Annotated in this window: 20 protein-coding genes and 1 tRNA gene; 15 read left to right on the forward strand and 6 right to left on the reverse strand. The window is 71.1% G+C overall.

The features are described 5' to 3' along the window. Positions 1-157: 157 nt before the first annotated feature. Positions 158-1393 carry a deoxyguanosinetriphosphate triphosphohydrolase gene (locus tag AB0B89_RS21940; RefSeq protein WP_358555714.1) on the forward strand — a complete coding sequence of 412 codons (1236 nt, stop codon included), beginning with the start codon at positions 158-160 and terminating at the stop codon, positions 1391-1393. A 3-nt stretch (positions 1394-1396) separates the two neighbouring features. On the opposite strand, the gene AB0B89_RS21945 is transcribed toward AB0B89_RS21940, so the two are convergent. Beyond that, a complete protein-coding gene (locus AB0B89_RS21945; RefSeq protein WP_358555764.1) occupies positions 1397-2347 on the reverse strand; it encodes a M23 family metallopeptidase in 951 nt (316 codons plus the stop codon). A gap of 143 nt (positions 2348-2490) precedes the next feature. Between AB0B89_RS21945 and dnaG the strand changes: the two genes are divergently transcribed. The 4 genes from dnaG to AB0B89_RS21965 all read left to right on the forward strand — a co-directional run bounded on the left by dnaG (position 2491) and on the right by AB0B89_RS21965 (position 7719). Continuing rightward, positions 2491-4368 carry a DNA primase gene (dnaG, locus tag AB0B89_RS21950; RefSeq protein WP_358555717.1) on the forward strand — a complete coding sequence of 626 codons (1878 nt, stop codon included), beginning with the start codon at positions 2491-2493 and terminating at the stop codon, positions 4366-4368. 144 nt (positions 4369-4512) lie between these two features. Then, a complete protein-coding gene (gene rpoD, locus AB0B89_RS21955; RefSeq protein ID WP_358555767.1) occupies positions 4513-5649 on the forward strand; it encodes an RNA polymerase sigma factor RpoD in 1137 nt (378 codons plus the stop codon). 318 nt (positions 5650-5967) lie between these two features. Next, entirely contained in the window at positions 5968-7230 is a 1263-nt protein-coding gene (locus AB0B89_RS21960; protein ID WP_358555720.1) for a hypothetical protein, read from the forward strand. A gap of 9 nt (positions 7231-7239) precedes the next feature. Then, positions 7240-7719: a hypothetical protein gene (locus tag AB0B89_RS21965; protein ID WP_358555723.1), complete on the forward strand. Its 480-nt coding sequence runs from the start codon at positions 7240-7242 to the stop codon at positions 7717-7719. Positions 7720-7874: 155 nt separating this feature from the next. Here AB0B89_RS21965 and AB0B89_RS21970 read toward each other — a convergent pair whose 3' ends face one another. Further along, positions 7875-8183 (reverse strand): YtxH domain-containing protein, encoded by a 309-nt coding sequence (locus tag AB0B89_RS21970; RefSeq protein ID WP_358555725.1) that lies wholly within the window; start codon positions 8181-8183, stop codon positions 7875-7877. 227 nt (positions 8184-8410) lie between these two features. On the opposite strand from AB0B89_RS21970, the gene AB0B89_RS21975 reads away from it, so the two are divergent. The 6 genes from AB0B89_RS21975 (at position 8411) to AB0B89_RS22000 (ending at position 13517) form a co-directional block, all read left to right on the forward strand. Then, a tRNA-Asn gene (locus AB0B89_RS21975) sits at positions 8411-8486 on the forward strand. A gap of 429 nt (positions 8487-8915) precedes the next feature. Then, a complete protein-coding gene (locus AB0B89_RS21980) occupies positions 8916-9998 on the forward strand; it encodes a nitric oxide synthase oxygenase (RefSeq protein WP_358555728.1) in 1083 nt (360 codons plus the stop codon). Positions 9999-10065: 67 nt separating this feature from the next. Continuing rightward, the gene (locus AB0B89_RS21985) at positions 10066-10842 is read left to right on the forward strand and encodes an enoyl-CoA hydratase-related protein (protein WP_358555731.1); all 777 of its coding nucleotides are present in this window, start codon (positions 10066-10068) and stop codon (positions 10840-10842) included. A gap of 303 nt (positions 10843-11145) precedes the next feature. After that, positions 11146-11349 carry a cold-shock protein gene (locus AB0B89_RS21990; protein ID WP_248964071.1) on the forward strand — a complete coding sequence of 68 codons (204 nt, stop codon included), beginning with the start codon at positions 11146-11148 and terminating at the stop codon, positions 11347-11349. Positions 11350-11470: 121 nt separating this feature from the next. Continuing rightward, positions 11471-11827: an STAS domain-containing protein gene (locus AB0B89_RS21995; protein WP_358555734.1), complete on the forward strand. Its 357-nt coding sequence runs from the start codon at positions 11471-11473 to the stop codon at positions 11825-11827. A 148-nt stretch (positions 11828-11975) separates the two neighbouring features. Next, entirely contained in the window at positions 11976-13517 is a 1542-nt protein-coding gene (locus AB0B89_RS22000) for a hypothetical protein (RefSeq protein WP_358555737.1), read from the forward strand. Positions 13518-13604: 87 nt separating this feature from the next. Here the strand turns inward: AB0B89_RS22000 and galK are convergent, their stop codons facing one another. Continuing rightward, complete coding sequence (gene galK / locus AB0B89_RS22005; RefSeq protein ID WP_358555740.1) at positions 13605-14744, reverse strand: galactokinase; 1140 nt, start codon at positions 14742-14744, stop codon at positions 13605-13607. A 78-nt stretch (positions 14745-14822) separates the two neighbouring features. Between galK and AB0B89_RS22010 the strand changes: the two genes are divergently transcribed. The 4 genes from AB0B89_RS22010 (at position 14823) to mshB (ending at position 19051) form a co-directional block, all read left to right on the forward strand. Continuing rightward, positions 14823-15791, forward strand: a complete 969-nt coding sequence (locus AB0B89_RS22010) for a pyridoxal-phosphate dependent enzyme (protein ID WP_358555743.1) — start codon at positions 14823-14825, stop codon at positions 15789-15791. Between the two features lie 28 nt (positions 15792-15819). Further along, positions 15820-16647 carry a patatin-like phospholipase family protein gene (locus AB0B89_RS22015; RefSeq protein ID WP_358555746.1) on the forward strand — a complete coding sequence of 276 codons (828 nt, stop codon included), beginning with the start codon at positions 15820-15822 and terminating at the stop codon, positions 16645-16647. Positions 16648-16990: 343 nt separating this feature from the next. After that, positions 16991-18019 (forward strand): LacI family DNA-binding transcriptional regulator, encoded by a 1029-nt coding sequence (locus AB0B89_RS22020; RefSeq protein ID WP_358555749.1) that lies wholly within the window; start codon positions 16991-16993, stop codon positions 18017-18019. 180 nt (positions 18020-18199) lie between these two features. Beyond that, a complete protein-coding gene (gene mshB, locus AB0B89_RS22025; protein WP_358555752.1) occupies positions 18200-19051 on the forward strand; it encodes an N-acetyl-1-D-myo-inositol-2-amino-2-deoxy-alpha-D-glucopyranoside deacetylase in 852 nt (283 codons plus the stop codon). Between the two features lie 88 nt (positions 19052-19139). Here mshB and AB0B89_RS22030 read toward each other — a convergent pair whose 3' ends face one another. The 3 genes from AB0B89_RS22030 to AB0B89_RS22040 all read right to left on the reverse strand — a co-directional run bounded on the left by AB0B89_RS22030 (position 19140) and on the right by AB0B89_RS22040 (position 22818). Further along, positions 19140-20690, reverse strand: a complete 1551-nt coding sequence (locus AB0B89_RS22030; RefSeq protein WP_358555755.1) for a glycoside hydrolase family 13 protein — start codon at positions 20688-20690, stop codon at positions 19140-19142. Between the two features lie 194 nt (positions 20691-20884). Next, positions 20885-21889 carry a carbohydrate ABC transporter permease gene (locus tag AB0B89_RS22035; RefSeq protein ID WP_358555758.1) on the reverse strand — a complete coding sequence of 335 codons (1005 nt, stop codon included), beginning with the start codon at positions 21887-21889 and terminating at the stop codon, positions 20885-20887. Positions 21890-21903: 14 nt separating this feature from the next. Beyond that, the gene (locus AB0B89_RS22040; protein WP_358555761.1) at positions 21904-22818 is read right to left on the reverse strand and encodes a sugar ABC transporter permease; all 915 of its coding nucleotides are present in this window, start codon (positions 22816-22818) and stop codon (positions 21904-21906) included. Between the last annotated feature and the right edge of the window lie 167 nt (positions 22819-22985).

Raw genomic sequence — 22985 nt, forward strand, 5'->3', positions numbered from 1 at the left:
CTTCGTGGGCGGCTTCGCAGTGGGGTGCGGGCGGCGGCGGGTAGGGGGGTGTTACGGGCCGTCTGACCTGCGAAGAGAGAGGAGATGCGCCGGACATCGTGAGTTTCCTGCATGTTTGTGATGCGCAGGCCCTCACGGGGGTAGCATCCCGCTACCGATGAGAGCCTATGAAGAGTTCGAGCAGGCGAGATGGGTGCCGGAGCCTCCCGGCAACCCCGAGCGCAGCGCGTTCGAACGCGACCGCGCGCGGGTGCTGCACAGCGCCGCCCTGAGACGGCTGGCGGCCAAGACCCAGGTGGTCGGGCCGGGGGAGATCCCCGACCACGGCCGCCACATCGGGCGCACCCGCCTGACCCACTCCCTCGAATGCGCCCAGATCGGCAGGGAGATGGGCAAGGCGCTCGGCTGCGACCCCGATCTGGTGGAGACCGCGTGCCTGGCCCACGACCTCGGCCATCCGCCGTTCGGGCACAACGGCGAGACGGCGCTCAACGAGCTGGCGGCCCGGTGCGGGGGCTTCGAGGGCAACGCCCAGAGCCTGCGGCTGCTGACCCGGCTTGAGGCCAAGGTCCTCACGAGCGACGGCAGGAGCGCCGGGCTCAACCTCACCCGCGCGACGCTCGACTCGGCGCTGAAGTACCCCTGGACGTCGGCCCACGGGCCGAAGTTCGGCGTCTACCCCGACGACCTGCCGGTCTTCGACTGGGTGAGGCAGGGTGTCCCGGCCTCCCGGGTCGGCTTCGGAGCGCAGGTCATGGACTGGTCCGACGACGTGGCCTACTCCGTCCACGACCTGGAGGACGCGCTTCACTCCGGGCACGTCACACTGGCTTTGCTGCGGGATCCGGGGGAGCGGCGCGACGTCTGCGAGCGCACCCTCAAGTGGTACGCCGTCGACTCCTCCCTGACCGAGCTGGAGGACACCCTCGCGAGCCTGGTCGCCGAGCCGCTCTGGCCCTCCCGCTTCGAGGGCACCATGGCCGACCTCGTGGCGCTCAAGTCCTGCACCAGCGCGCTGATCGGGCGGTTCTGCCTGTCCGCGCAGGCCGCCACCCTCCAGGCGTACGGCCCGGGGTTCACCAGGCACGGCGCCGACCTGATCGTGCCGAGGGCGGCCCGTCTTGAGTGCGCGCTGCTCAAGGGGGTGACCGCGCACTACGTGATGGCCAGGGAAGACCACAACGCCAACCAGGCCCGCCAGCGCGAGCTGATCGCCGAGCTGGCCTCGATGATCATGCTGGGCGCCCCGGGGACCCTGGAGCCCGCCCTGCGGGCCGCCTTCGCCGACGCGGGCGACGACGCGGGCCGGCTGCGCGTGGTCGTCGACCAGATCGCCTCGCTGACCGACGTCTCCGCGGTCGCCCTGCACCGGAGCCTCGGCTCCCGCGCCTAGCGCCTAGCCCGGAGTACGGTCGTGCGTCCCCGCCTCGCCGCGGGCCCGGCCGGTGGTGACGACGTCCGGGTCGGCGCTCTGGGTCGGGATGGGCCGCTCCTCGGGCTTCTTGCCGGGCTTGGACGCGCAGAGCGTGCGGCACGGGGGCGCCGCGCCCACCCTGGCCCGCACGGCTGCCACCTGCTGGGCGGGGGACAGGGTGCGGTTGCCGTTCAGCCACGCGTCCAGGTAGGTCCACGGGTCGACCATGCCCCGCCGGACCCACCACAGCTTGGACGGCGCCGCCCAGGACACCGCGAAGTAGAGGTTTGAGCCCCCGCCTCTGGCGTTCCCCGAGTCGCCGATCTGCCCGAGCACCTGGCCCGCGCTCACGGCCATACCGGGCTTGAGGCCCTGCGCGACCGTGTCGAGGTGGCCGCCGAAGTACAGGACGCCGTCGGCGCCGACGATGGACACGAACCGGCCCTCGCGGTCGGCCCCGTGGTCGGTGGACGACTTCCAGCGGTTCCTGGTGTTCACCTCGTGGACGGTGCCGCTGACGGGGGCGACGAAGGAGCAGCCCTTCCCGGCCCAGATCGTGGTCTTGGGCAGGACCAGCTGCTTGCGGGCGTAGCTGATCCGGCATCCGCGCACGGGGAAGACGTAGCTGAACCTCGAAAGGCGCGGTGGGGGCACCCGGACCGGGCCGTCGCCGGGCGGCGGCTTCACCGCGGGCGCGGAGGCGCTGGGCTTCAGCGTGGCGGCGTCGATCTCGCCCCGCGGCCCGCTGGGAGACGCGCCGGGCTCGCCTGAGAACGCCTCCGCGGCTCCGAGGGCCTCGGCGGCTGTGCTCGCCGTGATGTCCGGAGCGGAAGTGGGCGGCGACGTGCTGATGCCGGCCACTCCGCCCGGGGCGGTGCAGGCCGCGGTGACCAGCACCGTCGCGGCAATGGCGGCGAGTCGCCCCGATCGCATGATCTCCACCCGCCTGACGTTACCGAAAATGAGCGTTTCCTTTGTAACCGACCTTCATGGCCGACACGACCCATTCGCGGAAAATCACCCACCATGTACGGCTCGCGCCCCAGGTTGTCGGTGGTGAGCCGTAGACTCACGGCGTGGCAGGGCGGATCAGTGACGAGGACATCGCGCTCGTGCGGGAGCGCTCATCGATCGCCGAGGTCGTAGGCGAGCATATCCAGCTTCGCAACGCGGGCGGCGGCAATCTCAAGGGCCTGTGCCCCTTCCACGATGAGAAGTCCCCTTCCTTCAACGTCACGCCCTCCCGAGGCTACTGGTACTGCTTCGGATGCGCCGAGGGCGGCGACGTCATCACGTTCGTCCGCAAGCTTGAGCACCTGACCTTCACCGACGCCATCGAGCGGCTGGCGCAGCGCGCGGGCATCCAGCTCCGCTACGAGCAGGGCGGTTACGTTCCGGGGCGCGAGCACGGCGAGCGCAGCCGCCTGATCGAGGCACACAAGGCCGCCGCCGAGTTCTACGCCTCCCTGCTCTCGGAGGCCGAGGCGGCGCCCGGCCGCAGGTTCCTGTCCGAGCGGGGCTTCGAGCGGGTCGACGCCGAGCACTTCGGGGTGGGCTACGCCCCGGCCGAGTGGGACCGGCTCGCCCGCCACCTGCTGGGCCGGGGGTTCAGCGCCGCCGAGCTGATCAAGGGCGGCCTGGCCAGAGAGGGTCGCCGGGGCCCCGTCGACCGATTCCGCGGCCGGCTGGTCTGGCCCATCCGCGACATCACCAACGAGGTGATCGGGTTCGGCGCGCGCAAGCTGCTCGACAGCGACGACGGCCCCAAATACCTCAACACCCCCGAAAGCCCCATCTACAAGAAGAGCACCGTCCTCTACGGCATCGACCTGGCCAAGCGCGAGATCTCCAAGCGCTCCCAGGCGGTCGTCGTCGAGGGCTACACCGACGTGATGGCCTGTCACCTCGCCGGCGTGCCCACCGCGGTCGCCACCTGCGGCACCTCCTTCGGCGAGGAGCACATCAAGGTCCTGCGGCGGCTCCTGCTCGACCAGGCCGAGTTCCGCGGCGAGGTCGTCTTCACCTTCGACGGCGACTCGGCCGGGCAGAAGGCCGCGCTCCGGGCGTTCGCCGACGAGCAGAAGTTCGTCACCCAGACCTTCGTGGCCGTCCAGCCCGACGGGCTCGACCCCTGTGACCTGCGGGTCAAGCAGGGCGACGGCGCCGTGCGCGACCTGATCGCGAGCCGCGAGCCGCTCTTCGCCTTCGCCATCCGCAGCGTCATCTCGCGCTACGAGCTCACCTCCAACGAGGGCCGCCTCGCCGCGCTCGACGCCGCCGCGCCGCTGGTGGCCGGCATCAAGGACCCGGCCCTGCGTGGCAGGTACGCCGTCGACCTCGACCGCTGGCTCGGGTTCATGGACGAGCGCATGGTGCTGCGGCGCATCCAGGAGGTCGGCGCGCGCTCCGCCCCCGGCGGCCGTCCCGGCGCCCCTGAGCGGCCCGCCAGGCGCGCGGCGGCGCCCCGCCCGGTCGATCAGGCCGACCCCGTGGTGCGCATCGAGTCCGAGGCGCTCAAGCTCGCGGTGCAGCGTCCCGCGCTCATGGGCCCCGAGTTCGACGCCCTCGGGGCGCAGGCGTTCACCGCGCCCGAGCACGTCGCGCTGTACGAGCTGGTCATGTCCGCCGGCGGCACGGTGGCGGGCGGCCCGGGCGGGCGCGAGTGGGTCGACCTGCTGCTCCAGCACACCGAGGACGACGCCCTGCGCGCGCTGGCGACCAGGTTCGCGGTCGAGCCCGTGCGCTCCGACCTGGCGAGCGAGGAGCGCTACGGCGCGGCCGTGCTGGCCCGCCTGGCCGAGATCGCGGTGACGCGGGCGCTCTTCCAGATCAAGGCCAAGATGGAGCGGCTCAACCCCGTTGAGCAGCAGCAGGACTACAACCGGCTCTTCGGGGAACTGGTGGCGCTCGAACAACAACGGCGGGTGTTAAGAGAACGCGCCGTCGGAGCGTAATTAGCTTTACTATCCGCTTCTCACGTCGGCCAAACTTTTGTTTGATATCGATTCGGTAATGGCTCTCGCCTTACCTTCTGTGCCAAAAATAGGCCTGCCCTTTTCTGGTCCCTATACCGCAGACTATGTCCCGTGGGTGCATCGGTGCTGCCAAGTGGACCGCCATCGGTAGATCAGGTGGCGGATCTAGTCGCGAGAGGAAGGGAGCGCGGAAGCGTCACCGTCGACGACGTGGCCGCCGCGCTTGACCGCTCCGAGTTGCCGGCCGACGCGCTGGAACGCGTCGTGCGGATGCTCGCCGAAAAGGGTGTGGAGGTGCTCGAACCTCAGGCCGAGGAAGACACCGTCCGCCCCGATGAGGAGGACGTCGGCAAGCGGGCGCCGACCAGCGACCTCGTCCGCATATACCTGCGGGAGATCGGCCGCGTTCCGCTGCTGACCGCCGAGGAGGAGGTGGAGCTGGCCAAGGCGATCGAGGCGGGCCTGTTCGCCGAGGACAAATTATGCGATCTCGGCCTGAGGCTGGCCAAGCCGGAGTTCGAGGAGCTCGTCTGGGAGGGCGTCCGGGCGAAGCAGCGGCTCATCGAAGCCAATCTGCGGCTCGTGGTGTCGATCGCGAAACGCTATGTCGGGCGCGGAATGCTCTTCCTCGATCTGATCCAGGAGGGCAACCTGGGTCTCATCCGGGCGGTCGAGAAATTCGACTACACCAAGGGATATAAGTTCTCCACGTACGCCACGTGGTGGATTCGCCAGGCGATCACCCGGGCGATCGCGGACCAGGCGCGGACGATTCGAATTCCCGTGCACATGGTCGAGACGATCAACAAGCTGGTGCGGGTGCAGCGGCAGCTCCACCAGGATCTCGGCCGGGAGCCGGCTCCCGAGGAGATCGCCCTGGAGATGGACCTGCCCGTCGACCGCGTGGTCGAGATCCAGCGCATCGCCCAGGAGCCGGTGTCGCTCCAGTCGCCCATCGGCGAGGAGGACTCCGACCTCGGTGACTTCATCGAGGACGCCGACGCGGTGGTGCCGATCGAGGCCGCGGCCTTCATCATGCTGCAGGACCAGCTGGACGACATCCTCGCCACCCTGTCCGACAGGGAGCAGCGGATCATCCAGTTGCGCTTCGGGCTGTCCGACGGCCATCCGAGGACCCTGGAGGAGGTCGGCCGGGAGTTCGGCGTCACGCGCGAGCGCATCCGGCAGATCGAGTCCAAGACGCTGGCCAAGCTGCGCCACCCGACGCGCGCGCAGATGCTCCGCGACTACCTCGACTGAGTCGTCCCGTCCGGTCCATGACCCGCCGGGCGTGCGGGCCGTGGGCCGGACGCGGAAAGCCCATGCCTCGGGGCCACGCCGAGACCGGGCACGAAAGCCCCAGGCCTTGGGGGTAACGCCGAGACCCAGGTCTTGGGGTCATGGCTGAGACCCGGGCACGCGGAGCCCATCGGCCGGGCGCCGTGACTCGGACCGGTACCGGTCACGAGAGGAGGAAGGCAGGGACGGCACTCCCGTCTCCGCCGGCGGCGGACGGCGTTCCCTCCGGGGAGACGGCGCTCCCCTCCCGGGAGGCGACGGTCTCCTGCCGACGACCCGATGGACGCGCGGTCCGCGGTCGACGACACCGCGCTCGAGCAGGCCGCACTCGACGTGCTTGACGCGAACTGGACAGGGTCGGCCACCGTGCCGGCGGTGGGGCGCTATCCCCACCAGTGGAGCCTGGACTCCGCCTTCGTGGCGATCGGGCTCGCCCGCCGCCGCTGGTCCCGTGCCTGCGCCGAACTGCTGAGCCTGTTCGCCGGCCAGTGGAGCACCGGGATGGTGCCGCACATCGTCTTCGACCGGTCCACCGTTGAGGCCTACTACCCCGGGCCGTCGCTGTGGCGGTCGGCCGAGTGCCCGGCGGCGCCGCGCGGGGCGATCACCTCGGGGCTCACCCAGCCGCCGCTCCAGGCCTGCGCCGTGTGGTGGATCTGGCGGTACGCCGCCGACCGCGACGCCGCCCTGGGCTTCGTACGGAGGGCCTGGCCCAGCCTGGTCGCCCAGCACGACTACCTGGCCTCGGCCCGCGACCTCGGCGGGGACGGCCTCGCCGCGATCGTCCACCCCTGGGAGTCGGGGCTGGACGACAGCCCCGCCTGGGACGTTCCGCTGGCCGCGCTTCCCGTGGTGCGGTACGCCCACGCGCTGGAGTCCGACAGCCACCACGACCGCTACGTGCGGCTGGCCACGCGCTACCGCGACTCCGGGTACGACGCGGGCTACCTGCGCGACGAGCACCCCTTCGCCGTCGAGGACCCGCTGTTCAACGGCATCTGGCTGGCCTCCTGTGTGGCGCTGGCCGGGCTCGCGGAGGCCATCGGGGCCGACCGCGCGCCCTTTCGCGAGGCCGCCGACCGGATCCGCGGGGCCTTGCTCGACCGCCTGTGGGACGGCGCCTTCTACGCGCGCGACCTGCGTGCCGGGCGACTGATCCCCGTCCGCACGGTGGGCTGCTTCGGGCCGCTGCTGGACCCGGGGATGCCCGCCTCGGTCGTCGGGGTCCTCACCGAGGTGCTGGAGTCCCGCTTCATCGGGCCCTGCGGCTATCCCGTGCCGAGCTGCGAGGTACGGGCGCTGGAGTTCGACCGGTCGACGTACTGGCGCGGGCCGTCCTGGGTGAACACCAACTGGCTGCTCTGGCGGGCGGCGGTCGCGCACGGTCTCGCGGACCTCGCGGCGTCGCTGGCGGCGAGCACCCTCCGGCTCGTACGGCAGGCGGGGTTCCGCGAGTGCTTCGACCCCTTCGACGGCATGGGCCGGGGCTGCCGTGACTTCTCCTGGTCGGCCGCACTCACCCTCGACCTGCTCGCCGGGTAGCTTTCACCCATGCGACTTCCCTGGGGTTCCCGGAGCCTTCCCGCCGAGGCGGGCGTCACGCTGGAGGCGGGCGAACGGGTGCTCGTCCACGCCCGCACGCCGGACGGCTCGTACGTCGTGGCCACCGACCGGGCGCTGCGCCTGCCGGGCGAGAGCCCTCTGCCCTGGTATCGGATCGACCGGGCGCTGTGGGACGAGGAGGGGCTGCGCGTCGTGGCCACCGACGGCACCGAGCGGCGGATGACGCTGCCCGACCCAGGACGCCTGCCCGAGGCCGTGCGGGAGCGGGTCACCTCGTCGATCCTGGCGAACCGGCACGTGCGCCTGGGGGACCGCGGGGGAGTGCGTCTGGTCGCGCGCCGGGTGCCCGGGCAGGACGCGGCCGAGTGGGAGCTCATCTTCGACCAGGGCCTCGACTCCACCGATCCGGGCCTGAGGGCCGCCGCCGAGCAGGCCCTTGAGGAGCTCAGGCGCAACCTCGGCATCTGAAAGCCCTCACCGCGCTCTCGGGACCGTCGGAGAGCCCTTACCGGGCTCGGACCGTACGAGAGCCCTCACCGGGCTCGGACCGTCTGAGAGCCCTCACCGCGCGGCGAGGCGGCCCACGGGGAAGTCCCCGTGGGCCGCCTTCGCGTGGCGCCGGGTCAGGTCACCCGGTCCATCTCGGTGTCCGGCCAGCCGGTGCCGGTGCCGGTGTCGTCCCTGGCGACGGCCCAGCCGTTCTTGTGCAGAAAGGGCACCCTGTCGCCCAGCACGTCGCCGAGCTTGTGCCTGGTCACCTCGGCGGCCTTGGAGGCCTGCGCTCCGGCCACGCCCGCGGCCTGCTGGACCATGGGATTGTCGGCGACCCGCTGTGCCACTCGCTTGATCTGCTCGTACCGCTCCCGGCCTGCCCGGCTGCCCAAGACGTAGCCGACGGCCAGGCCCACGGCGAACGTGAATCGATATCGCATCTTCTACCTCCGCGTGCCGCTGGCATCCCCGCTCTCCGCCTCCCCTACCCCGGCTGAGAAGGGTTATGGTCCCAAGGCGCCGCGCGTTCTGCCGGAAGGCCGCCCTTTCGCGGGTTCGGCGAGACGCTTGGATGATCTGGGTGCGACACGCACCCCCCGGAATGCGCTAATCTAGTTCCGCGCCGCAAGGAAGGGCCGAAAGCCTCTCCGAGCGACGCGCCAGACGATCCCGTGTAGCTCAATCGGCAGAGCAGCCGGCTGTTAACCGGCAGGTTATAGGTTCGAGTCCTATCGCGGGAGCCACACGCCGGAGGCCCCAGGAGTTCATCCTGGGGCCTCCGGCGTTTCAGGACTTCCGAAGATCCCTCTGAGATATGGGGGACAAATCGCCGAAGATGGCCCAAGATGTGGGTCTGCCGTGCTTCGTGTCACTGCGTCACACGCCTGCTCCTGATGTGATGGCGTTCGCGTGGGGGCTCGACGGCCCGGCTGCCGCGGATCATGCAACCGCAGCGGGGAAGGCCGCTGCGCGCAGGGCGCCGCACCGCCCGGAAACGGTGCCGACGCTCGTGAGCACGGTGTGGCGGTCTGTACATGCTGGCGTGGTTCAGAGCTCGACGTCGGATCTCGTGTCCCTCCCCCTCCCCGGGGCCGGGCGCGGCACAGAGGGAGGCGCCCTCGGGAGGTCCCTCCCCGCACAGGGGAGGCGCCGGCACCGGCCCCGTGGACCCCGTGGACGCCGAGAGCTTCCTGCGGACGTACCACGCCGAGACCCCCTCGGCGGGGCCCGTCGAGCCACGGTTGCGCCAGGTGCTGGCACAGATCGGCCAGTACGGGACCTACACCCACACGGCCGAGGAGCTGGCCTTCGGCGCCCGGGTCGCCTGGCGCAACAGCGGCCGGTGCATCGGCCGCCTGTACTGGCGGTCGCTCCGGGTGCGGGACCACCGCTCCGTCGACACCGCGGAAGGGGTCGCGGTGGAGTGCGTCAACCACCTGCGCGAGGCGACCGCGTCCGGGCGGATCCGTCCGACGATCACGGTCTTCGCGCAGGATCGGCCCGGCCGGCCGGGGCCGAGGGTCTGGAACGAGCAGCTCATCCGCTACGCCGGGCACCTCGGGCCGGAGGGGGCCGTCGTGGCGGGGGACGCGCGCAACGCCGCTTTCACCGCCACGGCCCGCCGCCTGGGCTGGACGGGCGGCTCCGGCTCGGAGTTCGACGTCCTGCCGCTGGTCGTGGAGGCGGGGGGCAAGCCACCCCTGCTCGCCACCGTTCCCGGGGACGCGATCCTTGAGGTGCCGCTCGAACACCCCGCGCACCCCTGGTTCGCCGATCTCGGGCTGCGCTGGCACGCGGTGCCCGCGATCTCCAACATGTGCCTGGAGATCGGCGGCGTCTGCTACCCCTGCGCGCCGTTCAACGGCTGGTACATGGGGACCGAGATCGGCGCGCGGAACCTGGCGGACGAGGACCGCTACAACCTGCTCCCCGTGGTCGCCGACCGGCTCGGGCTCGACACCTCCAGCGACCGCACCCTGTGGAAGGACCAGGCCCTGGTCGAGCTGAACGTCGCCGTGCTGCACTCGTTCGGGCGGGCGGGCGTGACGATCACCGACCACCACACCGAGGCCCGGCGGTTCATCTCGCATCTGGAGCGTGAGGAGCGTTCCGGGCGGATCTGTCCCGCCGACTGGTCGTGGATCGTCCCGCCGCTCTCCGGGTCGCTCACCCCGGTCTTCCACCGCTACTACGACGACGTACAGCTGTCGCCCGCCTTCGTCCACCACCCGCGCACGAGCGAGTACGAGGGGTGACCCGGCTCCTTCCTCTGCGGAAATTGGTGTAGAACGTTATTCGGTAGTGGTCTCTCCGGGAGGTTCGATGTCCGATCTCGTGCTGTCGTCGCTGGACGAGGGCGTGCTCACGCTGACGTTCAACCGGCCGGACCGGCTGAACGCCTGGATCGACGCGATGGGGCGGCGCTATTTCGACCTGCTGGAGGAGGCCGAGCGCGACCCGGACGTGCGTGCGATCGTGGTCACCGGCGCGGGCAAGGGCTTCTGCGCGGGCGCGGACTTCCAGACGCTCACCGCCCTGCAGGACGGCTCGTACGACGAGGAGCCCGACAAGCGCCCGAACACCCATCCCACGACGATCCGCAAGCCGATCGTCGCGGCCGTCAACGGCGCCTGCGCGGGGCTCGGCATGGTCCACGCGCTGGTGTGCGACGTGGTCCTCACCGCGGCCGACGCCAAGTGGACCACGGCGTTCGCCCGTCGCGGCCTGATCGCCGAGTACGGCCTCGCGTGGATCCTGCCCAAGCTCATCGGGCAGGCGAAATCCATGGACCTCCTGCTCTCGGGCCGTACGTTCACCGGTGCGGAGGCGGGCGAGCTCGGGCTGGTCAACCGCGTGGTGCCAGGGGAGCGGCTGCTCGAAGAGGCGGTCGCCTACGCGCGCGAGCTGGCGGCGCACAGCTCGCCGGCCTCGATGGCCGTGATCAAGCGGCAGGTCTGGGGCGCCTGGCAGGAGTCCCTCGACGACTCCGCCACCGAGGCCGTCCGGCTGATGATCGAGGCGTTCGGGCGGCCCGATTTCGCGGAGGGCGTGGCCAGTTTCCTGGAGCGCCGTCCCCCCGCTTTTCCGCCGCTCGGCTAGCCGCTTTCCGCCTTCCTGCGTGGTATCCGCCCCTGTCTCCCAGGGTCCGGCCGGCCCTCCACCTAGGGAGGCCGGGCGTTTGCGGGCCTGGGGCCCCCGGCGTTGGCGATGGGGCTCCACATGGTGTTGAATGGCAGTGGTTGTAGTGGAGGTTCGTTAACGTGTAGCAGCGCCTGCGGAGTTCTTACAGCGGGCGTTCCACCGTGCGAAGCCAATGTGCTTTCAAGGGGCGGTCGGTCGCTAAACAACCCGGGGCTCCACGCCCGTGGACCTCGTAGATCGTCTCATGAGGAGATCAGTTTTATGGCTCAGGGAACCGTCAAGTGGTTCAACGCCGAAAAGGGCTTCGGTTTCATCGCTCCCGATGACGGCAGTGCGGACGTCTTCGTCCACTACTCCGCCATCGACTCGAGTGGCTACCGCAGCCTGGAGGAGAACCAGCGCGTCGACTACCAGACGACGCGTGGCCCGAAGGGCCCCCAGGCGGAGCAGGTTCGCCCGCTCTAGTCAGTATTCGAGCCGAGAGGCTCCTGTGAAGGCGGCTCTGCCGCCTTCACCCCAAGGACGCAAGTCGGGGCGGTTTGCACCACCGCGAGCCGCCCTCGCGTCCATTGATTGGAGGTCCTTGATGGACCTGTCCGTCACCGTTCGCGCCGACACGGCCTTGTGCCGCGTCAGTGGGGACGTCGACATCTCGTGCTCTCCAGCGCTGCGTGAGCGGCTCCTCGCCGCGCTCCAGCCGTCTCGGGCCCGCCTCGTCCTGGACCTTTCCGAAGTGACCTTCATGGACGCCAGCGGGCTCGGAGCGCTCATGGCCGCCCGGCGCCGTTCGCTGCTTCTCGGTGGCGGAGTTCGTCTCGTGGCCCCCTCATCTCCCGTACGCCGTGTGCTCGAAGCGAGCGGGCTGCGGTCCCGGTTTCCTGTGGAAGTAGACACATTCGCCGCGAAGGCGGATCCGGGAGTCGCGCAGTTCGCCTCCCAGTGACGGGCGTGCGTACGACGGTAAAACCTTGATCGAAACGGTGCCTTCTCCGGAGCTTCTCCGGACAGGAGGTGCCGTTTCGTCTTACCATGTCTTGACAGATATTCATGTATTTCCTACCTTCTAAATAGGTAAATCAGGGGAGGCGAGCGTGACCGGATCCGTCTGCGTCATCGGTGCCGGGCCAGGCGCGACCTGCCTGGTCGAGCGCATCTGCGCCAACGCCTCCGAGATGATCGGCTGGCGTCCGCTCGACATCCATGTCGTGGACGCGTCCTCGGCCGGTCGCGGAGCGGGCGGCCCGGAGTCGCGACCGCCAGGGGTGCGCGTCCACGTCCACAGTGCGAGGGCGGTGGACCTGGCCGGCCGCAGGGTGCTGCTGGACGACGGCACCAGCGTCGACGCCGACGCCGTGGTCCTCGCCCAGCACCACGTGGACGTCGTCGCGACGCCGGAGGAGCTGGAGCGGCTCGGCTTCGCCCGCCGGAACAGCCTGTACTACCGGCCCACCGGCTACGCGGGCAACCTGCCGCTCGACCACGTGCCCGGCGGGCAGCCCGTGCTGGTGCGTGGCCTCGGCACGGTCTTCGCCGACGTGCTGGCCCAGCTGACCACCGGCCGCGGGGGCCGCTTCAGGCGCGACCGGGACGGCGAGCTGACCTACGTCCCCGGCGGCAGGGAGCCGCTGATCCACGCCGGGTCCCGGCGCGGCGTGCCCTCCCGCGCCAGGATCGACTACGACCTGCGAGGCGACCACCCGCCGGCTCCGAGGTTCGTCACGGCGCTGGCGGCCGACCGGCCGTACGACTTCCGGCGGGAGGTGTGGCCGCTGGTCGCCAAGGATCTGGCCTTCGCGTACTACCACGAGATCCTGACCGCCCACCCGGAGCGGGCCCGCATGCGCTGGGCCGACTTCGCGGAGGCCTACGCCCCCGAGGAGTGGGAGGGCAAGGCGATGCGGGCGCTGATCCGCAGGGCCGTGCCCCGCTTCGAGGACCGGCTCAACCTCGCCCGGTTCGACCGCCCGCTCGCCGGCATGCGCTTCGGCGACCTGCCCGGCCTGCAGAGGTGGATGCACGGCTACCTCGCCGCCGACCTGTCCCGCAGGGCCGACCCCGCGCACAGCGCCGACCTCGCCATGATCTACGGGCTGCGGGGCGTGCTCGACGTGCTCGCCGGGCGGGTGCCGCAGGATCCGTGGTTCCAGGGGTTCGCGGACCACGCCGGCGGGGGGCTGCCCGCCGCGCGCCTCGCCGAGCTGAGGGCCCTCGGCAGGGCGGGGATCGTCACCTTCCTGGGCACGGACACCCGGGTCGAGCCCCACGAGACCGGCACCTGGCGGGCGACCGGGACCACCGTGCCGGGACCCCTGACCGCCCTGGGCCTCATCGAGGCGAGGCGGCCGGAACCCAGCGTCAGCCGTACCCGTGACCCGCTGGTCAAGCGGCTGTACGCGCGGGGTGAGTGCTCCGAGGAGGCGGGGCTGCTGAAGGTGCGCCTGCCCGACCGGCGCATCGTCGACCACGCGGGGGCGGCGCACCCCCGGCGGTTCGCCTTCGGCCCCTGGACCACCGGAGGCGGGGGAACGACCCTGCCCCGGGGGCTCGACGCGGCCCTGATCCGCCACGCCGACGCCCTGGCCCGCACCCTCCTCGCCGAAACCCTCACCCCGACGGTCGCCAAAGTGGCCTGAGCCCTGAGCCCTGCGGCTTGAGCCCTGAGCCCTGAGGCTTGAGGCCTGATCGAGGCCTGGGACGCCAGACCGAGGTGGGCCAGAGCTCTAGCCGAGGCGGCGGGCTCCGGCGGCGGGGACGGCGGGGAGGAAGCGCGGGGGCGCCCAGCCCCGCTGCCCGTACGCCCTGGTGATCTCCTCGCGCACGCTTTCGAGCCGCTCGTCGGCCACCAGGGCGATCGCCGAGCCGCCGAAGCCGCCCCCGGTCATGCGGGCGCCGCGAGCCCCGCCCCGCACCGCCGCCTCGACGGCCACGTCGAGCTCGGGGCAGGACACCTCGTACTGATCGCGGAGGGAGAGGTGGGAGGCGTTCAGCAGGGCGCCGATCTCGCGGACGGCCCCCGCGCGCAGCAGCCCGATCAGCGCCTGCACTCGGTGGTTCTCGGTGACGACGTGCTGGACGCGCTTGCGCTCGTCGCCGTCGAGCACGGACAGGGCTCCGGCGAGGTCGGTGACGTCGCGCAGGGCGTCGACCCCGAGACGCTTGGCCGCGCTCTCGCAGTCGCGTCGGCGGCGGGCGTACTGCCCGTCGGCGAGCTCGTGGTGGGCACCGGTGTCGATGATCAGGATCTGGAGCCCGTCGGCGGCCAGGTCGAGCGGGACCGCACGGGTCGCGAGGCTCCGGCAGTCCATGAACAGGACGTGGCCCTCCTGGCTGAGCGCGGAGGCGGCCTGGTCCATGATGCCGCAGGGCATGCCGACGAAGTCGTTCTCGGCCTTCTGCGCGAGCAGGGCGAGGTCGAGCTTGCTCAGGCCCAGGTCGTACAGGTCGTCGAGGGCCATGGCGACGGCCACCTCAAGCGCGGCGCTGGAGGACAGCCCCGCGCCCTGCGGCACGTCACCGTCGATCACTAGGTCGGCGCCGCGCACGGGGTGACCCGCCTGCCGCAGCGCCCAGAAGACACCCACGACATAACGGGCCCAGCCCTCGGCCTGCTCGTACTCCTGGATCACCTGAGGACGGCCGGCGGGGCCGCCCTCGCCGCCGGCCTGGAGGGAGAGCAGCGTGATCGTGTCGTCGTCGCGCCGGCCCACGGCGGCCGTGACCCCCCAGGGCACCGCGAACGGCAGCACGAAACCGTCGTTGTAGTCGGTGTGCTCCCCGATCAGGTTGACCCGCCCGGGAGCGTGCCAGGCACCCTCGGGCTCGCGGCCGAACGCCGCACGGAAGGCATCGACAGCACGCATGACGGCGGCTCCTCAGGTTCGGGGTCGGGTCGTAGCCTACCGACCGCCCGCGGCCGGTTCGCGTGCCAAGCTGGCCCTGTGGACAACGGCGAGACACTCCCCCCGGGACTCGCGCTGCGGCTCCCGAGCCCGGTGGAGGAGCTGCGCGACGAGCGGCTGGGCGGGGTCCGGCTGTTCCTGAAGCGCGACGACCTGATCCATCCCGAGCTGCCGGGGAACAAGTGGCGCAAGCTGAAGCACAACCTCGCCGAGGCCGCGCGGCAGGGGAAGGGCACGCTGCTGACCTTCGGCGGCGCCTACTCCAACCACATCCGGGCCACGGCCGCGGCCGGGCACCATTTCGGGCTCGCGACCATCGGCGTGATCCGCGGCGAGGAGCACCTCCCGCTCAACCCGTCGCTCGCGTACGCCGCGGCGCGCGGGATGCGGATCGCCTACCTCGACCGCTCCACCTACCGGGCCAAGGACTCCCCGGAGGTGATCGCCCGGTTGCGCGCCGTGTGGGGTGATTTCTACCTCCTCCCGGAGGGCGGCAGCAACGCGTACGCGGTCCAGGGCTGCGCGGAGCTGCCCTCGGAGGTCGACGCCCAGCTCCGGGCCCTCGCTCCGGGCCCGGAGGGCGGCGGCGGGCGGGCGTACGACGTGATCTGCTGCGCGTGCGGGACGGGCGGCACCCTCGCGGGCATCGCGTCCGCCCTGCCCGCGGGGTGCCGGGCGGTGGGGTTCCCCGTCCTGAAGGGCGGCGAGTACCTGGCCGGCGAGGTGGAGCGCCTGCAACGCGAGGCCTTCGGCACGCCGTCGCCGGGCTGGAGCCTCGAATGCGGCTTCCACTTCGGCGGATACGCGAAGACGACCAAGGAGCTCGGCGCCTTCGTCGAGGACTTCGTGGCACGGCACGGCCGGACGCTCGACCGCGTCTACGTGGCCAAGATGATGTACGGGATTTTCGACCTGGTCACCAGGGAGGCGTTCCCGCCGGGCACCCGGCTCGTGGCGGTCGTGACCGGCGGCCCGGGCCCAGGCCAGGACTCTGGACGGCTAGCATGATCTTCCGGAACGAGGCAGGGGATCTGTCATGAAAAAGCGTGCTTTGGTGCTTGGCGGCGGCGGGGTGGCGGGCATCGCCTGGGAGACGGGGGTCCTCGCCGGGCTGGCCGAGGGCGGCGTCCAGTGCCGCGCGGCCGACAAGATCATCGGTACGTCCGCGGGCGCGACCGTCGCCGCGCAGGTGACCACCGACGTGCCGCTGGAGGAGCTCTACCGCCGCCAGGCCGACCCGGCCCTGCAGAACAAGGAGCTGCCGAGCGGCATCGCGGTCGAGGAGCTGGTGTCCTCGTTCGAGGCCCTCTACCAGCGCACACAGGACCTCGCCCAGGTGCGCAGGGAGGTCGGCGAGCTGGCCCTCGCGGCCAGGACCGTCCCCGAGCCCGTACGCCGGGAGGTGATCGCGAACCGGCTTCCCCGCCACGAGTGGCCCGAGGCCGACATCGCGCTCGTGGCCGTGGACACCTCCACGGGCGAGCCCCGCGTGTTCGACCGGGCCTCCGGGGTCGACCTGGTCGACGCGGTGGCGGCGAGCTGCGCCGTGCCGGGCGTGTGGCCCCCGGTCACCATCGGCGCCGGCCGCTACATGGACGGCGGGGTCCGGTCCGGGGTCAACGCCGATCTGGCCGCCGGGTACGACCGCGTCCTGGTCCTCGCCCCCCTCGAAGACCCGCAGCTCGCGCGGCAGGTGGAGTCCCTCGGCACGGGGGCGGAGGTGGAAGTGGTCATCCCTGACAAGGCGTCGCTCAGCGCCATGGGCGCCGACCCGCTGGACCCCGCCGTGCGCACCCCCTGCGCCGAGGCCGGTTACGCCCAGGGCCGTGCCGTCGCCGACCGCTTGATCACTTTCTGGGCCTGACCCGCTCTGCGAGGGTTCTGCGTGATGGCGCAAATCGATTGCCACGGGTTCGATCCGCTCGCTGACAAGCGCCGGTGGCTGGAGTTGCAAGCGCCCGTAAGGCGGTGCAAATCCACGTCACAGCCGGGCGCCTCCCGAGGTGACCGTGGCCGCCGATCATGCCTGCCCAGTTCAGGCCGTACGGACGCGGGCGCGGGCGGCGTGTGGCGGCCGGAGCGGGCCGGGGGCGCCCGAGTGCGGGCACGGGCCGTCGGCACGGTTGGACCGATCCTGATGTAGGCCGGTTTCATCCAAAGCCGCCGGAATGTAAGCGGCTTGCAGCTTTCCGACCTATGATTGCGCCGTGACACGGCGACTTGCGGAAGTGGCGAAGAAGGTCGGCGTCAGCGAGGCGACCGTCAGCCGGGTGCTCAACGGCAAGCCCGGCGTGGCGGAGTCGACTCGCGCCGCCGTGCTGACCGCTCTCGATGTGCTCGGCTACGAGCGCCCCACCCAGCTCCGGGGTGAGCGGGCCCGCCTGGTGGGCCTGGTGCTCCCCGAGCTGGGCAACCCGATATTCCCGGCGCTCGCGGAGGTGGTCGGCGGCGCGCTCGCCCAGCAGGGGTTCACGCCCGTGCTCTGCACCCGCACCGCGGGCGGGCTGTCCGAGGCCGACTACGTGGAGATGCTGCTGGAGCAGCAGGTCTCCGGGGTGGTGTTCGCGGGCGGGCACTACGCCGAGGCGGACGCGCCCCACGAGCACTACTACCGGCTGCTGGAGCTCCGGCTGCCCGTGGTGCTGGTCAACGCCGCGACCGACAGCCTCGGGTTCCCCCAGGTCTCCACGGACGACGCCGTGGCGGTCGAGCAGGCGTTCGGCCACCTGACCTCGCTCGGCCACGAGCGCATCGGGCTGGTCCTCGGGCCCGAGGACCACATCCCCTCGCGTCGCAAGCACGCGGCCTTCATCGCGTCGGCGCGCGCGGCCGGCATCGAGGTGGGCCCCGAGTCGGTCGAGCGCACGCTGTTCTCCCCCGAGGGAGGGCAGGCCGTGGCCACCAAGCTGCTGAAGAAGGGCGTCACGGGCCTGATCTGCGGGAGCGACCCGCTGGCGCTCGGGGCCATACGCGCCGTGCGCCGGCTCGGGATGTCGGTGCCCGAGGACGCCTCGGTCGTCGGGTTCGACGACTCCGCCTTCATGAACTGCACCAATCCACCTTTGACCACGGTGCGCCAGCCCATCGAGGCCATGGGCCGGACGGCCGTGACCCTGCTGGTCAGCCAGATAGAGGGTGCGACGGTCACCGCGGAGGAGTTGCTCTTCGAACCGGAGCTTGTCGTCCGCGGCTCCACCGCGCCCGCGAGGATCCGTTCCGCCGTGCTCGCGGAGTAGGGCCCCGGTTTCCGGCGCGCCGGAACACTCGGGAAGATGGATCCCCAAACAACACCGCGGAACCTGGCAGGCGGCCTCTCGGCTCGATCCCGGCTCCGAACCCCGGCGGGGACACCCCCCGGCCCGGGGTTCCGGCCGGAGCCTTCAGCTCGGGACTCCTAAAGGAAAGGCAGGTCGGCCATGTCGCCCGATCGTCGAATTCTTTTCGTCCACGCTCACCCCGACGACGAGTCGATCGGCACAGGGGCCACCATGGCCAAGTACGCGGCCGAGGGCGCGCACGTCTGCCTGGTCACGTGCACCCTGGGCGAGGAGGGCGAGGTGATCCCCGCTGAGCTGCGGCACCTCGGCGCCGACAGGGAGGACCGCCTCGGGGAGTACCGCGTGGGCGAGCTGGCGCGCGCCTGCACGGCGCTCGGCGTGCGGGACCACCGGTTCCTCGGCGGAGCGGGACGCTGGCGCGACTCCGGCATGATGGGGGCGGCCACCAACGACGACCCCGCGTGCTTCTGGCAGTCCGACCTCGACCTCGCCGCGGCGGAGCTGGTCGGCGTCGTCCGCGAGGTACGGCCCCAGGTGATCGTGACCTACGACGACAACGGGTACTACGGCCACCCCGACCACATCCAGGCGCACCGCGTGGCCTGGCGGGCGTTCGAGAAGGCAGCCGACCCGTCCTTCGGCGACGGCGAGCCGTGGTCGCCGTCGCGGTTCTACGCCACCGCGATGCCGCTGTCGGTGCTGGAGAAGGCCGTCGACACCGGGCCCTTCGAGCGGCTGAAGTCCGTGGAGGACTTCGGGTTCGGCGTCCCCGACGACCAGGTCACCACGTACGTCGACGCGACCGCTCACCTGGACGCCAAGATCGCCGCCCTGCGCGCGCACCGCACGCAGATCAGCGTGGACGGCACGTACTTCGCGCTGTCCAACGACGTCGGCCAGCCCGTGCTGCCCGTGGAGTACTTCACCAGGCTCGCGGGGGAGCCGGGCCCGACCGGCGAGGACGGCCGCGAGACCGGCCTGTTCGGCTAGCCGGCGGCTCCACCCACCCGCGGAGTACGGCTTGCGCCGCGGGCGCAAGCCGTACGGGTCGTCACCCGGAGCGGGCCTCGATGACGGGCTAGCCGGTGCGGAGCCAGACGGCTGTGTCGGAGGGGAGTTCGTTCCCCTCCAGCGGGCCGCTCGCGAGCAGCACGCCCTCGTGGGGCGGCAGCTCGACCGGGCCGGGGTTGAAGTTGACCACGCAGGTGAGCCCGGACTCGCGGGTGAAGGCCAGCACGCCGTCCTCGGAGTCGAGCCAGCGCAGCGAGCCGTCACCGAGCTCGGCCCGCCGGATCCGCAGCGCGGTGCGGTAGAGGCAGAGCATGGAGTTGGCGTCCTCGGCCTGCGACTCGGCCGTCAGGCTCTTCCACGAGGCGGGCTGGGGCAGCCAGGGCTCCCCGGTGCTGTAGCCGAACGGGGGCTCCTGGCCCGACCACGGCAGCGGCACCCGGCAGCCGTCCCGGCCGGGAACGGTGTGCTTCGACCGGGTCCACATGGGGTCCTGGCGCAGCTCGTCGGGGATGTCGTCGACCTCGGGCAGGCCCAGCTCCTCTCCCTGGTAGACGTAGAGGCTGCCGGGCAGCGACATCGCCAGCAGCGCGGCCGCCCGGGCCCTGCGCTCGCCGAGCGCCAGGTCCGACGGGGCGCCGTCCCTGCGCTCGCCATGGTCGAAGGACGTCACCTCCCTGCCGTACTTCGTCACCGGGCGAGGGACGTCGTGGTTGGACAGCACCCAGGTCGGCGGGGCGCTGATCGGCACGTGCGTGGCCAGCGTCATGTCGATCGACGCGCGCAGCTCTGCGGCGTCCCACGGGCGGGCCATGAAGTCGAAGTTGAACGCGGTGTGCATCTCGTCGGGACGCAGGTAGAGCGCGAAACGCTCCTGGTCGGGCAGCCAGACCTCGCCGATGAGGATGCGCTCGCCGTACTCGTCGGCGATCTGCCGCCAGCCCCGGTAGATCTCGTGGACGGCGTCGTGGTCGGTGTAGGACTCCTCGACGCTGGCGAAGTCCTTGATCAGGACGGCCGCGGAGTCGATGCGGATGCCGTCCACGCCCCGGTCGAACCAGAACCGCAGGACGTCGTGGAACTCCTCGACGACCTCGGGGTTGGTCCAGTTGAAGTCGGGCTGTTCCGGGGCGAACAGGTGGAGGTACCACTGCCCGTCGGCCACCTGGGTCCAGGCCGGGCCGCCGAAGATGGACTTCCAGTCGTTGGGCGGCAGGTCGCCGCGGCCGTCGGCGAACCAGAACCGCTCCCGTTCGGGGGAGCCGGGCCCGGCGGCCAGCGCCTGGACGAACCATTCCTGCTGGTCGGAGCCGTGGTTGGGGACGATGTCGATGATCGTCTTGATGCCCAGCGCGTGCGACTCCTGGATGAACTTCTCCGCCTCGGCCAGCGTGCCGAAGGACGGCTCGATGTCGCGGTAGTCGGCGACGTCGTAGCCGCCGTCCGCCATCGGGGAGGGGTACCAGGGGTTGAGCCAGATCGCGTCGACACCGAGATCGGAGAGGTAGGGCAAGCGGGACCGCAGTCCAGCCAGGTCACCGATGCCGTCGCCGTTGCCGTCGGCGAAGCTTCGCAGGTAGACCTGGTAGATCGCGGCTCCCCGCCACCACGTTTCGGACATGCTGGAGTCTCTCCCTTACAGATTCGGTGTGCGGCTCGCGCCGTTTCGATGGACGGCCCGGGTCGCTGCGTGTACGGCGCGGGCGGCATGGTGTACGGCCGGTGCGCCGTTTTCCTTGCGGGCCGGCGTGACTGGGTGACGGGCTCGCGCCGTCTCCCGGAGGCCAGCGTGGCTCCGGTGCGCGGCGCGCCCGCTCATCCCTTGAGACTTCCGGCGGTGAGACCCGCCATGATGCTCCGCTGGAAGACGAAGAAGACCACGATGGCCGGGATGCTGGCGATGACCAGCGCCGCCATGAGCACGTTCTGCGGCATCTGGGCCGAGAGCGAGGAGATGCCCACGCTGATCGACATCTTGTCGCTGTCGGGCAGTACGAGCAGAGGCCAGACGAAGTCCTTCCAGACGGTCACGACCGACAGGATGGACACCACGCCGATGATCGGCCGGGACACCGGGAGAACGATCGACCACAGGATCCGGAACGGCGTGGCGCCGTCGATCTCGGCGGCCTCCAGCAGTTCCTTGGGAATCGAGTCGAAGAACCGCTTGAGCAGGAAGATGTAGAACCCGTTGGCGGCGGCGGGCAGCCAGATCGCCCACGGCGTGTTCAGCAGGTTCCAGCCGAAGATCGGAAGGTCCTTGACCGTCAGGTACGCCGGCAGCAGGATCACCATCGGCGGGATCATCAGCGTGGCCAGCATCAGGCCGAGGATGGCCTTGCCGAGCACCGGCCGCAGCTTCGACAGGGCGTAGGCCGCCGTCACGTCGATGGCCAGGGTGAACAGCCACGCTCCCGCCGCGTAGATGACCGTGTTGCGCAGGAACAGGCCCAGGTCGAGCTGGTCCCAGGCCTCCTTGTACACGCTCCAGTCGATCGACGTGGGGAAGAACGACGGGGGTATCTGGGCGAGCTCGTCGGAGGACTTCAGCGCCCCGGTGACCATCCAGTACAAGGGGAACACGAAGATCGCGGTGAAGAGCACCACCACCGTCACGAGGACGATCCAGTAGACGACGCGCCCGCGCCCGGTGTTCAGCGTGTGCGGCGAGACCAGGCCGCGGAACTGGCGCTCCATCTTCTTCTTCGGCGAGCGGGAACGGCGCGCCTTCCCGTGACCGGACGCCGGCGGGGGGACGAGGCGAACGTGACGGTCCGACTCGACGCCACTGCTCGACGACTCAACTGTGCTGTGCGACATCGACGCCCTCCCTCCTAGATCTGGTTGTCCCGCGAGACACGCAGGTAGACGGCGGAGAACACCATCAGCACGAGCATGAGCATGAGCCCCAGCGCGCCGCCGCCGCCGAAGTTGCCGAAGCTGAAGGCGTACTGGTACATGAGGTAGGCGACGGTGACCGTGGCGTTCTCGGGGCCGCCTCCGGTGAGCAGGTACGGCTCGATGAACACCTGCATGGTGGCGACGACCTGGAGCAGCAGCATCACCAGCAGGATCAGCTTGGTCTGCGGGATGGTGACGTGCCACACCCGCTTGAACAGCCCCGCGCCGTCCAGCTCGGCCGCCTCGTACAGCTCGCTCGGGATGCTCTGCAGAGCCGCGAGATAGATCAGCGTGCCGGTCCCGAGGTTCATCCAGGTCGAGACGATGACCAGCGAGAGCAGGGCCGTCGTCGTGGAGTCCAGCCAGGCCAGCGGGGGCAGGTGCACCATGCTGAGGATCTGGTTGAAGAGCCCGGGTCCCGGGTCGTAGAACCACTTGAACAGCAGGACCGCGACGGCCGGCGGCAGCATCACGGGAAGGTAGACGACGAACCTGAGGTACGCCTTGGCGTGCCGCAGCTCGTTGAGGACGATGGCGGCGACGAACGGCACCGCGTATCCGACGATGAGCGCGAGGCCGGTGAACATCGCGGTGTTGACCCAGGCCGGGCCGAACGCCGAGTCCTCGGTCACCGTCTGGAAGTTGTCGAGGCCGACCCATTCGGGCGGCCCGACGAAGTTGGTCTTCTGGAAGCTGAGCAGGAACTCCCGCACCATCGGGTACCAGGAGAAGAACGCGAAGCAGATCAGCGCCCCGCAGAGGAAGCCGTACGCCGTGAGATTACGGCGCAGGCCGCGCCGCACCGCCCCCGGGGTGCGCCGCCTTCCCCTCGCGGTCATAGTGGTCATCGGGTGAACTCCTGATCTCGACGTGACCGGCGGGGGGGGGGGGGGGGGGGCGGGGCGGGGCGCCCCGCGGGGGGGGGGGGGGCGGCGGGGGCGGGGGCGCTGGCGGGCCGGGGGGTGGGGGCGTAGCCGCACACCCCCCACGCGCTCGGGGTTGCCCCCCCCGCCCG

It is taken from the genome of Sphaerisporangium sp. NPDC049002, from assembly GCF_040649355.1.
In the GTDB taxonomy this organism is placed as follows: Bacteria; Actinomycetota; Actinomycetes; order Streptosporangiales; family Streptosporangiaceae; genus Sphaerisporangium.